Below are 18,043 nucleotides of genomic sequence, written 5' to 3'. Positions count from 1 at the left end.
TGGAATCTGAGGCTTGGCAAAGCCGATGATTGTACTGCGTGAACTTGATGGGGCGGTGTCCGCCCCTATTGACTGTTGCAGGTGACTGCAGTCGCGCGGAAAGACCTGACCGAGATCAGGTCCCGCGCGCCGGCTCAGCGGCGGCCGCGGCCGCCACCGCCACCGCCACCGCCACCGCCACCGCCGCCACGGCCACCCCGGCCGCCGCCACCGCCGCGGCGGTGGAAGGCATCGGCACCGATGTAGCCGACCGAGGTCTGCATGGGATCCGGCTCGCGGGGACCGCCGCCGCCCTTCTTGCCGCCGCGCGGACCGTGGTCCACCGGATCCGGCCCGCTGCCACCACGGCCGAAGCCTTGCGGAATGCCACGGGACTTCCCGCTGGCAAAGCGGCGGTCGAAGGTCTGCTCCAGCGGGTTGATGTTGCGCGGGATGAAGTCGTCGTCTTCGTCATGGTCACGGTCGCGCGAACGCTCCTGCGCACGCGGCTCGACGAAGCGCTCCTTGCGCTCCGGACGCGGCTGCTGAGCCTCCTGCGGACGACTCGGGCGCGGGCCCGTGCCCTGGGCGCGATCCCCGCGGCGCTTGCCGTTCTTGCGGTCACGCTGCTGCGGCTGCTGCGGATTGCGATCCCCGCCGCGCTCGGCACGCTCCTCGCGAGGGCCGCCGGCCAGACGGCGGATGACGCGGACGTCACCGTCCTCCAGCTCCACCCACACGCCGCGCTTGAGGCCGCGCGGCAGCACGACCGTGCCGTAGCGGATGCGGATCAGGCGGCTGACGGTAAGACCCACGGCATCGAAGAGCTTGCGCACCTCGCGGTTGCGGCCTTCGGTGATGATGACGCGATACCAGTGGTTCACACCCTCGCCGCCACCATCCTCAATGCTCTTGAAGCTGGCCGTCTGGCCTTCGATTTCAACACCAGACAGCAGCTTGGCACGCTGCTCCTCATTGAGCGTGCCCAGCACGCGCACGGCGTACTCTCGCTCCACGCCGAAGCGCGGATGCATCAGCTGGTTGGCCAGTTCGCCGGAGTTGGTGAACAGCAGCAGGCCTTCGGTATTCAGGTCCAGACGCCCCACCGACTGCCACTTGCCATGGTGCAGCTTGGGCAGGCGGCGGAAGACCGTGGGACGGCCTTCCGGGTCGTTGTGGGTGACCACCTCGCCCGCAGGCTTGTGATAGGCAATGATGCGCGGCGCCGGCGGCTGGATGCGCACCTTGATGGGCTTGCCATTGACGGCAACACGGTCGCCAAAGGAGATGCGCTGGCCGATGTGGGCCACTTCGCCGTTCACCGAAATCTTGCCTTCGGCAATCATGTCTTCGATGTCGCGGCGCGAGCCGATGCCAGCCTGGGCCAGCACCTTCTGCAGCTTGGGTGCGTCGAGCTCAGGGGCCAGCACACGCTTGGTCTCCTGGCTGGCCTCCTCGTCAACCGGCACCACATCCTCGCCGTCGTAGGCGCCAGACAGCAGTTCCGCAAAGCGCTCGCCGGCCTGCGCCATCAGCTCTTCAGCCACGGGTTCTCCGCGCGCAGCGTCGCCTTCAGCGTCCTCAGCTTCCTCACCCAGAGTGAACACGGCTTCGGCGGGACGCGCGGAACGGTCGGCACCGCGTTCAGCACCTCGTTCGCCGTCACGCTCTCGGCGCCCCCGGCGGCGGTTGCGCCGGCCGCGGCCCTCTTCACCAGCCTCGCCGGTCTCACCAGCCTCGCTCAGGGGTGCGGACTCAAGCTCGGGGTTGGCAGTGACCGGCGCCACAGCGACTTCATTGACGGCCTCATCGGGACCCACTTCACGGCCCACTTCACGGCCCACTTCACGAGCCACCAGCTCAGCCCCCCCCGCAGGCGCTGCTTCAGCAGCCTGCGCAGCATCCAGGTCGGCCTGCGCCTTCGCGGTCTTGGCCGATTTGCGAGGCGCGCGGGCCTTGACCGGCTTGGGGTGCTGAGCGTCAGGCGCAACGGCCGCAGACATGTCCGGCGCAGCGAGCAACTCGGCAGCGACCTCGGTCACGGCCTTCTTGGCTGCAGTCTTGCGCGGCGCTCGCGGCTTGGGAGCCGGCGCCTCGCCTGTGGGCTCGGCCGCTTCAGGCGCGGCCACCTCGGCAGCGGCCTTGCTGCGTGCGGGGGCACGGCGGCGCTTGGGCGCCTCGGCTTCAGGATTCATCGCGCCCGCGCCTTCGGCGGCCGGATCGGTGTCATGGGCATTCATGCGTCAGCTTGCACCTTGTCATTCACATCGGGATGCTGAGCTTGCTGTGGCACCAAGGCCTCGGGCTCAGCGGGGACAGCGGCGACATCGGTCACCACCTCGGCGGCGTCGCCGGGGACGCCTTCTTCTGATTGCTCTGGTCGTTCGTTTGTTTCAATCACTTCACTCGCGCCTTCGGGCGGACTGGGCGCCACCCCGGGCATCGGCGCCTGAGCCCACCCCGGCGCTGCAGCCGGAAGTTCCAGACTGTTTGCGCCAGCGGTATCAGCGGCTGCATCAGTGGCTGTATCAGCCACCGAAGACACCCCGCCCGGTTCCATCTCCGTTTCCAGCAAGGACCCCTGCCCCTCCAGCACCTCCACCAGGGCGGAACCAGCTTCGCCAGCCGCCTCCAGCGCCGGCAGCTGGGACAGATTGAGCAATCCGAGGTCGTCCAGGAACTGCTGCGTCGTCGCGTAGAGCGCCGGGCGACCTGGGGCCTCACGGTGGCCGACCACCTCGATCCAGTTGCGGTCTTCCAGCTGCTTGACGATCTGCGTGGACACCACGACACCGCGGATGTCCTCGATGTCGCCACGCGTCACCGGTTGACGATAGGCAATGATGGCCAGTGTCTCCATCACAGCCCGTGAATAACGCTGCGGTTTCTCCGGATGCATGCGATCCAGGAATTCACGCATCTCCGGCCGACTCTGAAAACGCCAGCCGCTGGCAATCGCCACCAACTCCACGCCGCGGCCCTCCCAGTCCCCGGCCAGTTCGTCCAGCAGCATGCGCAGGCTGTCCGCACCGATCTCGTCAGCAAAGAGACTGCGCAGATCCTTGATCGTGAGGGGCTGCTGCGCACAGATGAGCGCGGTCTCCAGGACTCGCTTGGCTTCCTGCGTGTTCATCGCGTGTGTCGGCAGCACCTGCTCATCGAGCCGGCCATGGTGTTCAACAGTGTTCTATCGGAGGGCCAGAGGCCCGGAGGCAAACATCAGCTCATGCCGCTGTAGCAGACCCCGCATGTACAACAGACGATGCGCGACGGCGCTCGGCCGGCTCCGCATCTGATGCATGCAAGGTCAGGATCAGTCCAGCAACTCGGACGGCGAAACTCTCTCTCGCCCTCAGGCGCCGATCGCCCCTCACGGACGATCACCAGCCACCTGCTCGAAATGGATCGGGCCTCTTCGGCATTGCGTCAAGCTCAACAAGCCGCCAGGCCGAGGGCCGTAGACCCAAGCTCTGCGCTCATATTGTACCCTGCCGGCCGCCCTCACATTCAGAGGGCTGGCGCGGGGAATCCCGCAAGGCTCCAGGCCTGGGCCAAATCGGCCGGCAGCGGTGCCAGAAAGACCAGCAGCTGCGCCGTCATCGGATGTTCGAAACTCAGCTTGACCGCGTGAAGCGCCTGGCGCTGCAACCCGAGCGCCGGGGCACCACCATAGACCGCATCCGCCAGCAGCGCATGCCCCTTGTGAGCCAGATGCACCCGGATCTGGTGGGTGCGGCCGGTGTGCAGCACGCAATGCACCGCACTGATCCAGGGGGCGCCGGACGTATGGGCCAGCGGGTAGACATCGGTCTGCGCAGGCTTGCCGCCGGGCACCACAGCCATCCTGACACGCGAGGACGGATCGCGCCGCATGGGCGCATCGACGTGCAAGGCCGCCGCCACGCGGCCATGGCACAGGGCCAGGTACTCTCGATGCACACGCCGCTCGGCAATCATCCTCGACAGCGCGACGGTGGCCTCCAGCGTCTTGCCGACGACCATCAGGCCAGAGGTGTCCTTGTCTAGGCGATGGACGATGCCCGCACGCGGCAGCTGCGCCGCCTGTGCGTGATGAGCCAGCAGGCCATTCATGAGCGTGCCGGACCAGTTGCCCGGCGCCGGATGCACGACCAGACCGACAGGCTTGTTGACCACAAGCAGATGCGCATCCTCGAACAGGATGTCCAGGTCCATGGCTTCCGCCCGAAAGGCCTGGCTTTCCTCTGTTGGCTGCAGCTCCACCCGCACCAGCTGCCCGCCAAGCACCTTGCGTGCCGCCGTGGTCTGGACCTGCCCCTGCACACTCACCAAGCCGCGCTCGATCAGCCCCTGCAGATGGCTGCGCGAAAACTCCGGCGCCATGCCGACGAGGAACTTGTCCAGGCGCTGCCCCTGGGCCTCGCGCCCCACCCGAGACTCCCGGACCTCCACCTCCGCAGCGCCCGCATCCTCAAGGCCGTCCGCCTCCAGGTCGGCGGCTTCATCGCCTGCCGTGGCTTTCAGGTCCGTCAAAGCCTGAACCATATAATCGACGCTCCTTTTTCAGATGGGCTGGCGCTTGAGTGCCTGGCCAATGGACCATGATGGATTTCCTGGGGAAGCGTCACCCGACGCAGAGCGGCTCTGAGCCTGTCCTGTCTGCGGACAAGCCTGCCCGTCGTCTCATCGACGGCCCGGCCGGCGGGCTCCTGCGCGTACTGACGGGCAGCCTGGTACTGGCCCTTGCTGCCTGCTCTTCCGCCTTCAAGGAGGATCCCCACTCGCAGGCCAGTCTGGACAAATTGTACTCAGAGGCCAAGGACGACCTGGCCAACGGCGGCTTCGACCGGGCCATCAAGGGCCTGGAAAAGGTCGAAGGCCGTGCGGCTGGTACGGTACTCGCCCAGCAGGCACAGCTTGACATCGCCTGGGCCTACTACAAGAGCGGTGAGCGCGCCCAGTCCATCAGCGCCCTGGACCGCTTCATCAAGCTCAACCCCTCGAGTCCGGCGATGGACTATGCCCTCTACATGAAGGGCATCGTCAACTTCAACGAGGATATGGGCCTCTTCGGCCGCCTGGCCAGCCAGGACGTGGCCGAACGCGACCAACAGGCCTCGCGCGATGCGCTGCTGGCATTCCGGCAATTGGTCGAGCAGTTCCCGGAGTCCAAGTACGCCGAGGACGCGGTGATCCGCATCGACTTCATCACCAACACCCTGGCAGCCTACGAAGTCCATGTGGCACGCTATTACTTCAACCGCGGGGCCTATGTGGCCGCGGCCAATCGGGCGCAGTCCGCCGTGAAGGAATTCGAGACCGCCCCCGCGGCTGAGGAGGCCTTGTCCATCATGGTCCGCAGCTACGAACAGCTGGGCCTGCCCAAGTTGCGGGATGATGCCGAGCGCGTGCTGCGCAAGAGCTTCCCGCAGAGCCAGTACCTGGCTGGCAATGAACGCGTCGGGAAGAAGGCCTGGTGGAAGTTCTGGTAAGCAAGCACACGCCTTTCTGAAGGCGGCGCAAGGCGCATGCAGCAAGAGCGGCATGCGCCTTTTTCATGGGCAGCTCCGATACCTGATCTGACTCACAGCGCTGGCCGGCCTGTTCAGCCACGCCACGGTGTCAGAGCAGCGATGCGCGCTCTGCGGCCAGACTGCGCAGCCAGCCCAGCGCCTCCCCTTCATTGGCCACCGGCGTCATGGGCGGCAGGGCCCCGCGCAGTCGTCGGCCGTAATTCATGCCGGCCATGCGCGGATCACACACGACGAGCAGCCCCTTGTCGGTTTCCGTGCGAATCAGCCGACCGCCCCCCTGCTTGAGCGCGATCGCAGCCTCTGCGATGAAGTAGTCGGCAAAGGCATTGCGACCCTCGCTCTCCAGGCGCTGCACCCGGGCCTCCACAAGCGGGTCGTTGGGCGGAGGAAAGGGGAGCTTGTCGATCAGCACGCACTGCAACGCATCGCCCGGCACGTCAATGCCTTCCCAGAAACTGGCGGACCCCACCAGCACGGCACGCGGGTCCTCCATGAATTGCTGCAGCAGCATGCGCTTGGGGATGGCACCCTGGACCAGCACCTTCAGCGGCGCCCCCAGGGCCTCCAGTTCGGCTCGCAAGGCATCGCCAATGACCTGAAGCGCCCGCAGGGTCGTCGTCAGCACGAAGCAGCGCCCCCCGAGGGCCTGGGCACAGCGGGCCGCCAGCACGGCCACGCTGGCCGAATGATGGGGCTCGGAGGGCTTGGGGAAGCCGCGCGGCACATACAGGCGTGCATGGCTTGGGTAGTCAAAAGGGCTGCCCACGCGCAGCACGCGCGCATCGGCCAGTCCGGCGGACTCCGTGAACCAGCTCAGGCGCTCGTCGTCGCCCAGCGTGGCGGAGGTGAAGATCCAGGCCTTGGGCGAGGCCTTCAGCTGCTCCTGCATGGCGTCGCGGATATCCAGCGGAGACTCCACCAAACGCGCCTGGTGCGGACTGATGTCAATCCAGCGCACAGCGCCCGGCGCGGGGTCCTGGGAAAAGGCATGGGCATACTCGGACAGCTGCCGAGCGCGCTCGATCATGCGGAGAAAGTCCGGTGAACCGTTTTCCACTGAGGCCAGGGCCTGTGCCGCCTCGTCGGCCGCACAGGCGACCTCGGCCAGCGCCGCCGCAAACCCTTCCTGGCTCGCCCGCTCGTTCCAGCGCAGCTTGATGAGCCCACGCAGGTCCTTGAGATGTCCCGCGCAGACCAGGCGCAGCTCGCGCGCCGCCCGCTCCAGCTGGGCGTGCAGGGCCTGCCAGTCCAGGATGCCACGGGCCTCGGTCAGCCCCAGAGCCAGCAGGTCACGGGCAAAGTCAATCAGCTGCGAGGTACCCAGGTTCTGCCCCAGGAACTGCACCCCGGCTTCGGTGAGCTGATGAGCCTCGTCGAACACCGCCACGTCGACACTGGGCAGCAGCTCGGCCACGCCGCTGTCGCGCAGGGCCATGTCGGCGAAGAAGAGGTGGTGGTTGACGACGGCGATGTCAGCCTCCATAGCCTCGCGGCGCGCCTTGACGACAAAGCAGGAACCCCATTGCGGGCACTCGCTGCCCAGGCAGTTGTCGCGCGTGGAGCTGACGATGGGGATGACGGGCGAGCGCTCGTCCAGGCCGTCCAGCTCGGCAAAGTCACCGCTGCGAGTCTGCTGCGCCCAACGCTCCACGCGTGCCAGGGCCAGCACCGCGCGCCGGTCGGGCAGCTCGGCGCCATGACGAGCGTACTCAAGGCGATGCAGGCACAGATAGCTGCCACGGCCCTTCAACAGGGCAATGCGGGCAGGCACGGACAAGGCATCACACAGCCGGGGCAGGTCGCGCAGAAAGAGCTGGTCCTGCAAGCTTTTGGTGGCAGTGCTGATCAGGGCCCGGCCACCACTGAGGAGGGCCGGCACCAGATAGGCGAAGGTCTTGCCCACGCCCGTACCGGCCTCCACGACCAGGCTCTCCCTTCGCGCGATGGCGCGAGCCACCGCCTGTGTCATGGCCAGCTGCGGAGCGCGCGGGTGGTAGCCAGCATCGGCCCGAGACAAAGGCCCCCCTTGATCAAAGGCGGCCTGCACCCATTGCTCCAGTTCGCTGAGCGGCTCGCTGCCTGGGATGATGATGTCCGGTTCCTGGGGGCTCAAGGGGATGGCGTCGTCTGAGTCAGGCATGCGGGCCGGAGCAATGGAGGGACTGGCGCGGCGCGCCGGCCTACGCCTGCGGAGCAGTCATGCAGGGCGGTCATGCGGGTGGGCAATCATGCAGGCTGGTCGGGGTCGCAGGCCTGCTCCAGACGGGAGATGCGATCCTTCAAGGCCAGGCGCCGCTTCTTCAAGCGCTGCAGTTGCAGCTCATCCAGCGGCAGCATGCCAGACGCCCTGTCGATCAGGCCATCCAGATCTGCATGTTCCATCCGCAATTCAATCAATTGACGTGACAGGTAGTGAAGATCTGCGTCCATTTGTGGGGCCCCGGGGGGTGGTAGGCCAGCGAAACGCATCCGAGGCGCGGGTCGAGGGTTCAATCGCGATTATAGTTTTGGGCAAACTCGCAGAGACCGCATGAGCCGCAGCAACCCTGGATTTCGACTGAACGCCGCCACCGGCATCCACCGGGGTGATCGTACGTACCAGCAGGATCAGGTGCAGGTCATCAGCCACCCCCGCACGCCGGGTTGTGTGCTGGCGGTCCTTGCGGACGGCATGGGCGGCAAGAGCGGCGGCCGCAAGGCCGCCGACCAGGTCGTACTGACGGCCCAGCAGCTCTTCGAGCGCTTCTCCCCTGACGATGAAAGCCCGGCGGACCTGCTGCGCCAGATCGCTGACGAAGCCCATCTGATGATCAAGCTGACGGCCATCTCCGCCGAGGAAGAGCCGCACAGCACCATCGCCGCCTACCTGATCACGCCGGACCGCCGCTGCCACTGGCTGCATACCGGCGACTCGCGCATCTACTACTTCCGCGGCCCCAATATGCTCAAACGCACGCTGGACCATTCCTATGTCCAGCGCCTGGTCGATGAAGGCAAGATCAGCGAGACCGAGGCGGCCACGCACCCTCAGTCCAATCTGCTGACCGGCTGTCTAGGCACCGTGCAGGACCCCACGCCCACGGGCGATGCCATCGGCCCCCTGGAGCCGGGCGATTGCCTCATGGCCTGCAGCGATGGTCTGTGGCATTACTTCAACCCGCGCGAGCTGGGCACCGTGCTGCACAGCCTGCCTCCGCGCGAGGCCGCCGAGCTGCTGCTCAACAAGGCACGTCAACGTGCCCATGGCAGCGGAGACAACCTATCGCTGGCCGTGGTCCGGATCGAGCCTCTGGGCTGAAACGCTTCAGCGTGGCGCCGAACTGCCACTCGCGGGGGGCAGTGGCGGCGCCAGTGGCTTGAGCAAGGCACGGTCCTGCAAACGCTGAAGCACCTGGCGGCGGTGCGCCTCAGCCTTGTGCAGGCGCCCCTGCTGATCATGGGCGCGCTGCGCGGCGGCGGATTCTTCTTCACGTCGAAGCTTCTCCACGTCAGGCACAGGCCGGGCCGTACGAGAGGGTGCTGAGGCCGGCAGGACGAGCTCAGGACGCTGAGGCTGCGGTGCAGCCATCAGGGCCTCGCTGCGGCGTTGCGCCTCCAGCCTGGCCTGCTCCTGCGCCTTCTGACTCAGACGCTGACGGCTTTCAGAGGCCCGCTGCTCACGCAGGGCCAACGACTCCGCAAGTTCCTCATCCTGCAGCGGCTGCAGGGCCTGCTGCCGTGCCGCCTTGGCTTCCTGCAGGCAGGCGTTGACGGCAAAGCGGGCCTGGCAGTCCTGGACGGCCTGCTGGTAGCGCGACTCGATCAGGCGCCTGGTGGCCCGTCGCTCGTCCTCTCGGGTCTCCGCGGCGCCGGAAGCAATGTGCCAGCAAGCGGCCGTGCAGGCAGCCAGGGCAAGCAAGGGCCAGCGGCGCAGTCTATCGAGAGGGCTCATGTCAGCGAAGTATCCACGTCCCGGCGCTCCAGCTCCAGGTATTCGCGCGATTGCATCTCCCGCAGGCGGGATACGGTGCGCGGAAACTCGTGCGCGAGCGGGCCTTCGGTATAGAGCTGCTCCGGCGGCACTGCCGCCGAGATGAGCAGCTTGCAGCGCCGGTCGTACAGCACGTCCACCAGCCAGGTGAAGCGCCGAGCCTCGCTGGCCAGCCGCACGGGCATCTCCGGCACGCCGGACAGGATGAGGGTGTGGAAGCGCGATGCCAGCTCCAGGTAGTCATTCTGCGAGCGCGGACCACCGCAGAGCGTCTGGAAATCGAACCACACGACACCCCCTGCCCTGCGCCGGGAACGCAGCTCGCGGTGCTCGATGTGCAGCAGTGGGTCCTCGTCCTTGGCCTCGGCCAGGCTCTCGAAGGCATGCATCAGGGCGGCGTCGGCCTTGTCATCCAGCGGGCAGTGGTAGAGCTCCACATGCTCCAGGGACCGCTGGCGGTAGTCAGTGCCATTGTCGACATTGATGACCTCCATCTTCTCCTTGAGCAAGGCAATGGCCGGCAGGATGCGGTCGCGGTGCAGACCGTTGGGGTAGAGCCCGTCCGGGTGGAAGTTGGAGGTGGTGACGATGGACACGCGGTACTTGAAGAGCGCGTCCAGCAGCCGGTGCAGGATCATCGCGTCTGTCACGTCGGCCACGTGGAACTCATCAAAGCAGATCAGGCGGAAGCGCTTGGCGATGCGCTTGCCCAGCTCGTCCAGCGGATCGGCAATGCCCTTGAGGTCCTGCAGCTCGCGGTGCACCTCACGCATGAATTCATGGAAATGCAGGCGGGTCTTGCGGGTAAGCGGCACCGCCTGGAAGAAGCAGTCCATCAGGAAGCTCTTGCCCCGGCCCACGCCGCCAAACATGTAGACGCCGCGCGGGATGGGCGGGCGCAGCAACAGCTTGGTCACGGCATTGCTGCGGCGGGCCTTGTAGTCCGCCCATTCGTCCTGGCAGCGCTGCAGAGCCGCGACGGCGTGCAACTGCGCCGGGTCAGCCTGGAAGCCGCGTTCGGCCAGGGTCTGGTGATAGAGCTCGGTGACGCTGCTCATGGGGCCTCAGGCTGTTCCTCGTGACATCGTGAAAAGGGGCGACCGAGGCCGCCCCTTGCCGAACCGTGATTCCCGCCGGGACTCAGAAGTTCAGGGTGCGCTTGTCCACGGCCAGGGCCGCTTCCTTGGTGGCTTCGCTCAAGGACGGATGCGCGTGGCAAATGCGGGCGATGTCCTCGGCCGAGGCCTTGAACTCCATGGCCACGACGGCTTCCGAGATCAGCTCGGAGGCGAAGGGGCCGATGATGTGCACGCCCAGGATCTCGTCGGTCTTGGCGTCCGCCAGCATCTTCACGAAGCCGGTGGTGTCGCCCAGAGCGCGAGCACGGCCATTGGCCATGAAAGGGAACTGGCCGGCCTTGTACGCGACGCCTTCGGCCTTGAGCTGCTGCTCGGTCTTGCCGACCCAGGCGATCTCGGGGCTGGTATAGATGACCCAGGGGATGGTGCCGAAGTTCACATGGCCGTGCTGGCCAGCGATGCGCTCAGCGACGGCCACGCCCTCTTCCTCGGCCTTGTGGGCCAGCATGGGGCCGCGCACGACGTCACCCACGGCCCAGACGTTGGGCAGGTTGGTCTTGCACTCGTCGTCCACCACGATGGCGCCGCGCTCGTCGAGCTTCAGGCCCACGGCCTCGGGGTTCAGGCCGATGGTGTTGGGCACGCGGCCGATCGAGACGATCAGCTTGTCCACCACCAGGCTCTGCTCGGCGCCCTTGGCGTCGGCGTAGGCGATGGTGACTGTCCCATTGCCCTTGGTGACCGAGGCGATCTTGACGCCGAGCTGGATGTCCAGGCCCTGCTTCTTGAAGACCTTGGCGGCTTCCTTGGCCACGGCTTCGTCAGCGGCACCCAGGAAGGCCGGCATGGCTTCGAGGATGGTCACTTCCGCGCCCAGGCGGCGCCACACCGAGCCCATCTCCAGGCCGATGACACCGGAGCCGATCACACCCAGTTTCTTGGGCGTGGCAGGGATACGCAGCGCACCGTCGTTGGAGAGGATCAGCTCTTCGTCGAACTCGGCGCCAGGCAGCTGGCGGGCGTTGGAGCCGGTGGCGATGATGACGTGCTTGGCCGTCAGCAGCTCCTCGGCGGCGCCTGCCACCTTGATCTCGTAGCCGCCGTCCTTGGCAGCAACGAAGGAACCGCGACCGTGGAAGAAGCTGACCTTGTTCTTCTTGAACAGGTAGAGGATGCCGTCGTTGTTCTGCTTCACGACGGTGGCCTTGCGGCCGATCATCTTGGCCACGTCGATCTGGACGTTGTCGGCCGTGATGCCGTGCTCGGCGAAATGGTGGTTGGCGTGCTCGAAGTGTTCCGAGGACTGCAGCAGCGCCTTGGAGGGGATGCAGCCGACGTTGGTGCAGGTGCCGCCCGGTGCGGGGCCGCCCTTCTCGTTCTTCCACTCGTCGATGCAGGCCGCGTTGAAGCCCAGCTGGGCGGCGCGGATGGCGGCGATGTAGCCGCCGGGGCCGCCGCCGATCACGACGACGTCAAAGTTCTTGGTGCTCATATGTGTGTTCCTTGTCTCGACATGCCTCGATGGCTCGGGGCGTAGCGAGCGGGTGCATGGCTAGGCGCGGGTGCCGACCCACCGGAACGTAGCAGCGCTACGTGAGGGTGGGCAGGACGGGCCCTGCAACGTTGCCATGCGCCCGCGCAGTAGCCCTCGCGTCAGATGTCGAACAGCAGGCGGGCCGGGTCCTCGAGCGCTTCCTTCATGGTGACCAGGCCCAGCACGGCTTCGCGGCCGTCGATGATGCGGTGGTCGTAGGACATCGCGAGGTAGTTGATCGGGCGGACCACAACCTGGCCGTTCTCGACCACAGCGCGGTCCTTGGTGGCGTGCACGCCCAGGATGGCCGATTGCGGCGGGTTGATGATGGGGGTCGACAGCATGGAGCCGAAGGTACCGCCATTGGAGATGGAGAAGGTGCCGCCGGTCAGGTCATCGATGGAGATCTTGCCTTCCTTGGCCTTCTGGCCGAACTCGGCGATCTTCTTCTCGATGTCGGCGAAGCTCAGTTGGTCAGCATTGCGGATGATGGGCACCACCAGACCGCGGGGCGAGCCCACGGCGATGCCGATGTCGAAGTAGCCGTGGTAGACGATGTCATTGCCATCGACCGAGGCGTTCAGCACCGGGAACTTCTTCAGCGCGGCAACCGCAGCCTTCACGAAGAAGCTCATGAAGCCCAGCTTCACGCCGTGCTCCTTCTCGAACTTCTCCTGGAACTTCTTGCGCATCTCCATCAGCGGGGCCATGTTCACTTCGTTGAACGTGGTCAGGATGGCGTTGGTGGACTGCGACTGGATCAGGCGCTCGGCCACGCGGGCGCGCAGGCGGCTCATGGGCACGCGCTGCTCAGGGCGGTCACCCAGGTTCTGGGCCACAGGCGCAGCCACGGTCGGCAGGGGCTTGGCAGCAGCCACGGGCGCGGCAACCGGCGCGGCCACGGCGGCAGGCTTGGCGCCAGCGGCCAGGGCATCGCCCTTGGTCACACGGCCGTCCTTGCCAGTGCCAGCGACGTCGGTGGGCTGCAGGCCCTTCTCGGCCAGGATCTTGGCGGCGGCGGGCATGGCCACGTCACCCTTGTTGGCGGCAGACGACGCTGCGGCGGCCGGAGCAGCCGCGGGGGCGGCGGCGGCCGGGGAGGCCACGGCACCGGCCTTGCCTTCGGTGTCGATGCGGGCGATGACTTCCTCGCTCACGACGGAGGCGCCGCCGTCCTTCAGCGTCTCGGCCAGCACGCCAGCGCTAGGCGCGGGCACTTCCAGCACGACCTTGTCGGTTTCGATCTCGATCAGGATCTCGTCCACCGCGACGGCTTCGCCGGGCTTCTTCTTCCAGGAGATCAGGGTGCCTTCGGACACCGATTCAGAGAGTTGGGGAACCTTGACTTCAACGATTGCCATGATGATTCTTTCTGCTTGCTGCTGCGCTTGCCGCTCACTGCCGGCTGCCCGGCGTCACGACAGGGACGCCTGAACAGCCGGGGCCAGGAGCGGCACCGATGGCCGCTTTGACTTATTTGGTGAGAACAAAGCCCTTGAGCTTGGCGAAGGCCTGGTCCAGCAGCGCCTTCTGCTGCTCCTGGTGCAGGTGCGCGTAGCCGCAGGCGGGCGAGGCCGACGCCGGGCGGCCGGCGAAGCCCAGCTTCTGGCCTTCCAGCATGTTCTCGTGGATGTAGTGCTGCACGAAGAACCAGGCGCCCTGGTTCTGCGGCTCGTCCTGGCACCACACGATGTCCGCGGCGTTCGGGTACTTCTTGATCTCGGCAGCGAAGGCCTTGTGCGGGAAGGGGTACAGCTGCTCGACGCGGATGATCGCGACGTCAGTGGCCTTCTTCTCCTCGCGCTTCTTGACCAGGTCATAGTAGACCTTGCCCGAGCAGGCGATCACGCGCTTGACCTTGGCGGCGTCGATGCTGGCGTCCAGTTCGCCGATCACGGTCTGGAACTCGCCCTTGGTGAACTCGGACAGCGGCGAGGTGGCATCCTTGGCGCGCAGCAAGCTCTTGGGGGTCATGATGACCAGCGGCTTGCGGAACATGCGCAGCATCTGGCGGCGCAGCACATGGAAGATCTGTGAAGCCGTGGTGGGCTGAACGATCTGCATGTTGTTGTCCGCGGCCAGTTGCATGAAGCGCTCCAGACGGGCCGAGCTGTGCTCGGGGCCCTGGCCTTCGTAGCCGTGCGGCAGCATCATGGCCAGACCGTTGGCACGGCCCCACTTCACTTCGCCGGAGGCGATGAACTGGTCGATCACGACCTGCGCGCCGTTGACGAAGTCGCCGAACTGGGCTTCCCAGATGGTCAGGGTGTTGGGTTCGGCGGCGGCATAGCCGTACTCGAAGCCCAGCACGGCCTCTTCCGACAGGATGGAGTCGATGACCACGAACGGCGCCTGGTTGTCGGCGACGTTCTGCAGGGGGATGTAGGTGCCCTCATCCCAGTTGCTGCGGTTCTGGTCATGGATCACTGCATGGCGGTGCGTGAAGGTGCCACGGCCGCAGTCCTCGCCCGACAGGCGCACGGGGTAGCCAGAGGCGACCAGCGAGGCAAAGGCCATATGCTCGCCCATGCCCCAGTCGACGTTGATCTCGCCACGGCCCATGGCGGCGCGGTCGGCGATCAGCTTCTGCACCAGGTTGTGCGGCACGAAGTCCTTGGGCAGCGTGGTGACGCGCTCGGCCAGGCGCTTCCATTCGGAAACGGGGATGGCGGTGTCACAGTTGTCCGTCCACTTCTTGCCCAGGAAGGGGGTCCAGTCCGTGGCGTACTTGCCCTTGTAGTTGGTCAGCACCGGGTCCACGGTGTGACGGCCTTCATCCATGGCGGCGCGGTAGGCCTTGACCATGTTGTCGGGCTCATCCGCGGCCAGGGCGTTCTGGGCGACCAGCTTGTCGGCGTACAGCTTGCGGGTGCCGGGGTGGGCGGCGACCTTCTTGTACATCAGGGGCTGCGTCAGGGCCGGCGTGTCCTGCTCGTTGTGGCCCAGCTTGCGGAAGCAGACGATGTCGATGACCACGTCCTTCTTGAACGCGGTGCGATAGTCCATCGCCAGCTGCGCGGCCCACACCACGGCTTCCGGATCGTCGCCGTTCACGTGCAGCACCGGGGCCTCGATCATCTTGACCACGTCCGAGCAGTACTGCGTGGAACGCAGGTCGCGCGGGTCGCTGGTCGTGAAGCCGATCTGGTTGTTGATCACGATGTGCACGGTGCCGCCCGTGCGGTAGCCACGGGTCTGGGCCATGCACAGCGTTTCCTGCACCACGCCCTGGCCGCCGAAGGCTGCATCGCCGTGCACCAGCACCGGCAGCACCTGGCTGCCGGCAGTGTCGCCACGGCGGTCCTGGCGGGCGCGCACGCTGCCCTCCACCACCGGGTTCACGATTTCCAGGTGCGAGGGGTTGAAGGCCAGGCTCAGGTGGACGGGGCCACCCTGCGTGGACACATCGCTGGAGAAGCCCTGGTGGTACTTCACGTCACCGGCCGGCAGGTCGTGGGCACCCTTGTGCTCGAACTCGGCGAACAGGTCCTTGGGCATCTTGCCCAGAGTGTTCACGAGCACGTTCAGGCGGCCGCGGTGAGCCATGCCGATCACGATTTCCTGCACGCCGTTCTCGCCGGCGCGCTGGATCAGCTCGTCCATGGCGGCGATGAAGCTCTCGCCGCCTTCGAGCGAGAAGCGCTTCTGGCCGACGTACTTGGTGTGCAGGTAGCGCTCCAGACCTTCGGCCGCGGTCAGGCGGTCGAGGATGCGCTTCTTGTCATCGGCGGCGAAGCTGGGCTTGCCGCGCTGCTTCTCCAGGCGTTCCTGCCACCAGCGCTTTTCAGCCGGGTCGGAACCGTGCATGAACTCGGCGCCGATGGTGCCGCAATAGGTCTCGCGCAGGGCCTGCACGATCTGGCGCAGGCTCATGGTCTCGCCACCGAAGTAGGTGTTGGCGGCGGAGAAAGCGATGTCCATGTCGGACTCGCTCAGGTCGTAGAAGGCCGGATCGAGTTCGGGAATCTTGGGACGCTCACCACGCTTGAGCGGGTCGAGCTCGGCCCAGCGGTTGCCGAGGAAGCGATAGGCAGCGATCAGGGACTGGACGTGCACCTGCTTGCGAGCCACGGCCAGGTCGGCGCTGGAAGCCTTGTTGCCGAAGGCATTGGCCTTGGCGCGCTGTGCAAAGGACTCGATGACAGGCGCGTGGGCCACGTCGCGGGAGTCGGTGCCGTCCACGGCAGGGACGTGCTGGAGGGCGTCGAAGTAGGCGCGCCAGTTGTCCGGCACGGAACCCGGGTTGTCGAGGTAAGCCTCGTACATCTCTTCGACATAGGGCGCATTGCCCCCGAACAGGTACGAATTCGACCTGTATTGCTGCATCATTTCGCTCACCTCTCGTCCCGGTTTCCGGAACTGTTGGCTGGTTGGACAACCTTCCGCGACACGGCTTGACCGGTTGGCGGATTGCGACCCGCCTTTGCTGTTGCCAGAAAAGGGGACGGGAAGGACCTGAGGATCCGCCGAAGCCACCGCTGGTTTTTGGCATGAATCCCCATCACAGGGAACCGGACTGTAACACCCTTGCCATCTGCCACCAATGCGGAGCCCGCGTTGATCTTCGGCAACTTGTGAGCAGTCCTGAGGCTTTTGCACGACTCGCCCCTCATCCGCCGACGCAGCGTCGCCGGGCCAAACGTTTGCGAATTCAGGAGCCATCGCCTAGACTTCCCGCGCGCGCCACGGCCCCGCGATTGAATGGCCGGGCGACGGGAAGAGAAAAGGACCTCCCCCATGCAAGTCAGCGTCGTTGACTACCGCGCCCCGGATGCCGCCGAGCGCTTCACCCGTTCCCTGCATGAAACCGGCTTCGGCGTGCTGGTGAACCACCCCATCCCCCAACCGCTGGTCGAGAAGATCTATGCCGATTGGCTCGGCTTCTTCAACAGCGAGGAAAAGACGGGCTACGCCTTCTCCAAGGAAACCCAGGACGGCTGGTTCTCCACCGAGATCTCCGAGACAGCCAAGGGCTTCACGCAGAAGGACATCAAGGAGTACTTCCATATCTATCCCTGGGGCCGCATTCCGCCGAGCCTCAAGGACGATGCGATGCAGTACTACGGCCTGGCCAACGGGCTGGCGGCCGAGCTGCTGTCGTGGGTCGAGCAGCACACGCCCGCTGACATCGCGAAAAACTACCGCGAGCCGCTCTCCAACATGATCAAGGACAGCCGCCAGACCCTGCTGCGCGTGCTGCGCTACCCGCCGCTGACGGGCCAGGAGCCGGCCGGCTCGCTGCGCGCGGCCCCGCATGGCGACATCAACCTGCTGACCATCCTGCCCGCCGCCAATGAGCCGGGGCTGCAGGTCCAGGCCAAGGACGGCAGCTGGGTGGACGTGCCCTGCGACTTCGGCATGCTGATCATCAACATCGGCGACATGCTTCAGGAAGCCTCTCAAGGCTACTACCCCTCCACCATCCACCGCGTGGTGAACCCGACGGGCGATGGCGCAAAGAAGAGCCGCATCTCCCTGCCCCTGTTCCTGCACCCGCGCAACGAGGTGGTGCTGAGCGAGCGCTACACGGCGCACAGCTATCTGGAGGAGCGGTTGCGGGAGTTGGGCGTGAAGGGCTGAGTCCCCTCTGGCCAGTACCCCGACGACAAAGCCGCCTCTGGCGGCTTTTTCATGGCTGCGGCGCAGTGCGTCCCGCTACAGTCGGCCGCATGACTCGCCCCCGCGTCATCGAGATCCACCCAGACGCCCCGCCCAAGCCGGCCGTCGGCCAGCCCTGCAACGGCTGCGGCATCTGCTGCCTGGCCGAGCCCTGCCCACTGGGCATGCTGCTGAGCCGGCGGACACGCGGCACCTGCGTGGCCTTGCGCTGGGAGGGCCAGCGCTATGTCTGCGGCGCCCTCGCCGCGCGGCCGCAAGGCCTGCGAGGCTGGCTGTTGCGCCGCTGGATTGCCGCGGGCCGTGGCTGCGACTGCTCGCTGGAGCCCACGCGGCCCGAGGCCTGATCCGA

General features: G+C 66.3%; 14 protein-coding genes. 4 read left to right on the top strand and 10 right to left on the bottom strand.

Going from position 1 to position 18,043, the window contains the following annotated elements; genetic code table 11:
• Positions 1-134: 134 nt before the first annotated feature.
• The 3 genes from rluB to ACS5PK_RS06010 all read right to left on the bottom strand — a co-directional run bounded on the left by rluB (position 135) and on the right by ACS5PK_RS06010 (position 4,503).
• Positions 135-2,219 carry a 23S rRNA pseudouridine(2605) synthase RluB gene (rluB, locus tag ACS5PK_RS06020; RefSeq protein WP_439439341.1) on the bottom strand — a complete coding sequence of 695 codons (2,085 nt, stop codon included), beginning with the start codon at positions 2,217-2,219 and terminating at the stop codon, positions 135-137.
• Complete coding sequence (scpB, locus tag ACS5PK_RS06015) at positions 2,216-3,112, bottom strand: SMC-Scp complex subunit ScpB (RefSeq protein ID WP_439439340.1); 897 nt, start codon at positions 3,110-3,112, stop codon at positions 2,216-2,218. The genes rluB and scpB overlap by 4 nt, the downstream gene beginning before the upstream one ends.
• A gap of 374 nt (positions 3,113-3,486) precedes the next feature.
• A complete protein-coding gene (locus ACS5PK_RS06010) occupies positions 3,487-4,503 on the bottom strand; it encodes an RluA family pseudouridine synthase (protein WP_439439339.1) in 1,017 nt (338 codons plus the stop codon).
• A gap of 56 nt (positions 4,504-4,559) precedes the next feature.
• On the opposite strand from ACS5PK_RS06010, the gene ACS5PK_RS06005 reads away from it, so the two are divergent.
• Entirely contained in the window at positions 4,560-5,450 is an 891-nt protein-coding gene (locus tag ACS5PK_RS06005) for an outer membrane protein assembly factor BamD (protein WP_439439338.1), read from the top strand.
• 130 nt (positions 5,451-5,580) lie between these two features.
• Here ACS5PK_RS06005 and ACS5PK_RS06000 read toward each other — a convergent pair whose 3' ends face one another.
• Together ACS5PK_RS06000 and ACS5PK_RS05995 are read right to left on the bottom strand one after the other, a co-directional pair.
• A complete protein-coding gene (locus ACS5PK_RS06000; protein WP_439439337.1) occupies positions 5,581-7,632 on the bottom strand; it encodes an ATP-dependent DNA helicase in 2,052 nt (683 codons plus the stop codon).
• A gap of 86 nt (positions 7,633-7,718) precedes the next feature.
• Positions 7,719-7,922: a YdcH family protein gene (locus ACS5PK_RS05995; RefSeq protein ID WP_439439336.1), complete on the bottom strand. Its 204-nt coding sequence runs from the start codon at positions 7,920-7,922 to the stop codon at positions 7,719-7,721.
• Positions 7,923-8,022: 100 nt separating this feature from the next.
• On the opposite strand from ACS5PK_RS05995, the gene ACS5PK_RS05990 reads away from it, so the two are divergent.
• On the top strand, positions 8,023-8,790 hold the full coding sequence (locus ACS5PK_RS05990; protein ID WP_439439335.1) for a PP2C family protein-serine/threonine phosphatase: 768 nt from the start codon (positions 8,023-8,025) through the stop codon (positions 8,788-8,790).
• Between the two features lie 6 nt (positions 8,791-8,796).
• Here the strand turns inward: ACS5PK_RS05990 and ACS5PK_RS05985 are convergent, their stop codons facing one another.
• The 5 genes from ACS5PK_RS05985 to ACS5PK_RS05965 form a co-directional block, all read right to left on the bottom strand.
• Complete coding sequence (locus ACS5PK_RS05985) at positions 8,797-9,423, bottom strand: hypothetical protein (protein WP_439439334.1); 627 nt, start codon at positions 9,421-9,423, stop codon at positions 8,797-8,799.
• Positions 9,420-10,520 (bottom strand): cell division protein ZapE, encoded by a 1,101-nt coding sequence (gene zapE / locus ACS5PK_RS05980; RefSeq protein ID WP_439439333.1) that lies wholly within the window; start codon positions 10,518-10,520, stop codon positions 9,420-9,422. The genes ACS5PK_RS05985 and zapE overlap by 4 nt, the downstream gene beginning before the upstream one ends.
• A gap of 82 nt (positions 10,521-10,602) precedes the next feature.
• Positions 10,603-12,033: a dihydrolipoyl dehydrogenase gene (gene lpdA / locus ACS5PK_RS05975; protein ID WP_439439332.1), complete on the bottom strand. Its 1,431-nt coding sequence runs from the start codon at positions 12,031-12,033 to the stop codon at positions 10,603-10,605.
• 161 nt (positions 12,034-12,194) lie between these two features.
• Entirely contained in the window at positions 12,195-13,436 is a 1,242-nt protein-coding gene (odhB, locus tag ACS5PK_RS05970) for a 2-oxoglutarate dehydrogenase complex dihydrolipoyllysine-residue succinyltransferase (protein WP_439439331.1), read from the bottom strand.
• 112 nt (positions 13,437-13,548) lie between these two features.
• Positions 13,549-16,404, bottom strand: a complete 2,856-nt coding sequence (locus ACS5PK_RS05965) for a 2-oxoglutarate dehydrogenase E1 component (protein WP_439439330.1) — start codon at positions 16,402-16,404, stop codon at positions 13,549-13,551.
• Positions 16,405-16,812: 408 nt separating this feature from the next.
• Here ACS5PK_RS05965 and ACS5PK_RS05960 point away from each other — a divergent pair, with 408 nt between their 5' ends.
• Together ACS5PK_RS05960 and ACS5PK_RS05955 are read left to right on the top strand one after the other, a co-directional pair.
• Entirely contained in the window at positions 16,813-17,655 is an 843-nt protein-coding gene (locus ACS5PK_RS05960; protein ID WP_439439329.1) for a 2OG-Fe(II) oxygenase family protein, read from the top strand.
• A gap of 89 nt (positions 17,656-17,744) precedes the next feature.
• Complete coding sequence (locus tag ACS5PK_RS05955) at positions 17,745-18,038, top strand: hypothetical protein (protein WP_439439328.1); 294 nt, start codon at positions 17,745-17,747, stop codon at positions 18,036-18,038.
• Positions 18,039-18,043: the final 5 nt, after the last annotated feature.

The organism is Roseateles sp. DB2, assembly GCF_051857535.1.
Taxonomy (GTDB): domain Bacteria; phylum Pseudomonadota; class Gammaproteobacteria; order Burkholderiales; family Burkholderiaceae_C; genus Roseateles_B.
This window is presented reverse-complemented; position numbering and strand designations above follow the sequence as displayed.

Coding starts and splice junctions, on each gene's coding strand:
- zapE (WP_439439333.1), bottom strand. CDS start 10,520: ATGAGCAGCGTCACCGAGCTCTATCACCAGACCCTGGCCGAACGCGGC.
- ACS5PK_RS05960 (WP_439439329.1), top strand. CDS start 16,813: ATGCAAGTCAGCGTCGTTGACTACCGCGCCCCGGATGCCGCCGAGCGC.
- ACS5PK_RS05985 (WP_439439334.1), bottom strand. CDS start 9,423: ATGAGCCCTCTCGATAGACTGCGCCGCTGGCCCTTGCTTGCCCTGGCT.
- ACS5PK_RS05995 (WP_439439336.1), bottom strand. CDS start 7,922: ATGGACGCAGATCTTCACTACCTGTCACGTCAATTGATTGAATTGCGG.
- ACS5PK_RS05955 (WP_439439328.1), top strand. CDS start 17,745: ATGACTCGCCCCCGCGTCATCGAGATCCACCCAGACGCCCCGCCCAAG.
- scpB (WP_439439340.1), bottom strand. CDS start 3,112: ATGAACACGCAGGAAGCCAAGCGAGTCCTGGAGACCGCGCTCATCTGT.
- rluB (WP_439439341.1), bottom strand. CDS start 2,219: ATGAATGCCCATGACACCGATCCGGCCGCCGAAGGCGCGGGCGCGATG.
- lpdA (WP_439439332.1), bottom strand. CDS start 12,033: ATGAGCACCAAGAACTTTGACGTCGTCGTGATCGGCGGCGGCCCCGGC.
- odhB (WP_439439331.1), bottom strand. CDS start 13,436: ATGGCAATCGTTGAAGTCAAGGTTCCCCAACTCTCTGAATCGGTGTCC.
- ACS5PK_RS06010 (WP_439439339.1), bottom strand. CDS start 4,503: ATGGTTCAGGCTTTGACGGACCTGAAAGCCACGGCAGGCGATGAAGCC.
- ACS5PK_RS06005 (WP_439439338.1), top strand. CDS start 4,560: ATGATGGATTTCCTGGGGAAGCGTCACCCGACGCAGAGCGGCTCTGAG.
- ACS5PK_RS05965 (WP_439439330.1), bottom strand. CDS start 16,404: ATGATGCAGCAATACAGGTCGAATTCGTACCTGTTCGGGGGCAATGCG.
- ACS5PK_RS06000 (WP_439439337.1), bottom strand. CDS start 7,632: ATGCCTGACTCAGACGACGCCATCCCCTTGAGCCCCCAGGAACCGGAC.
- ACS5PK_RS05990 (WP_439439335.1), top strand. CDS start 8,023: ATGAGCCGCAGCAACCCTGGATTTCGACTGAACGCCGCCACCGGCATC.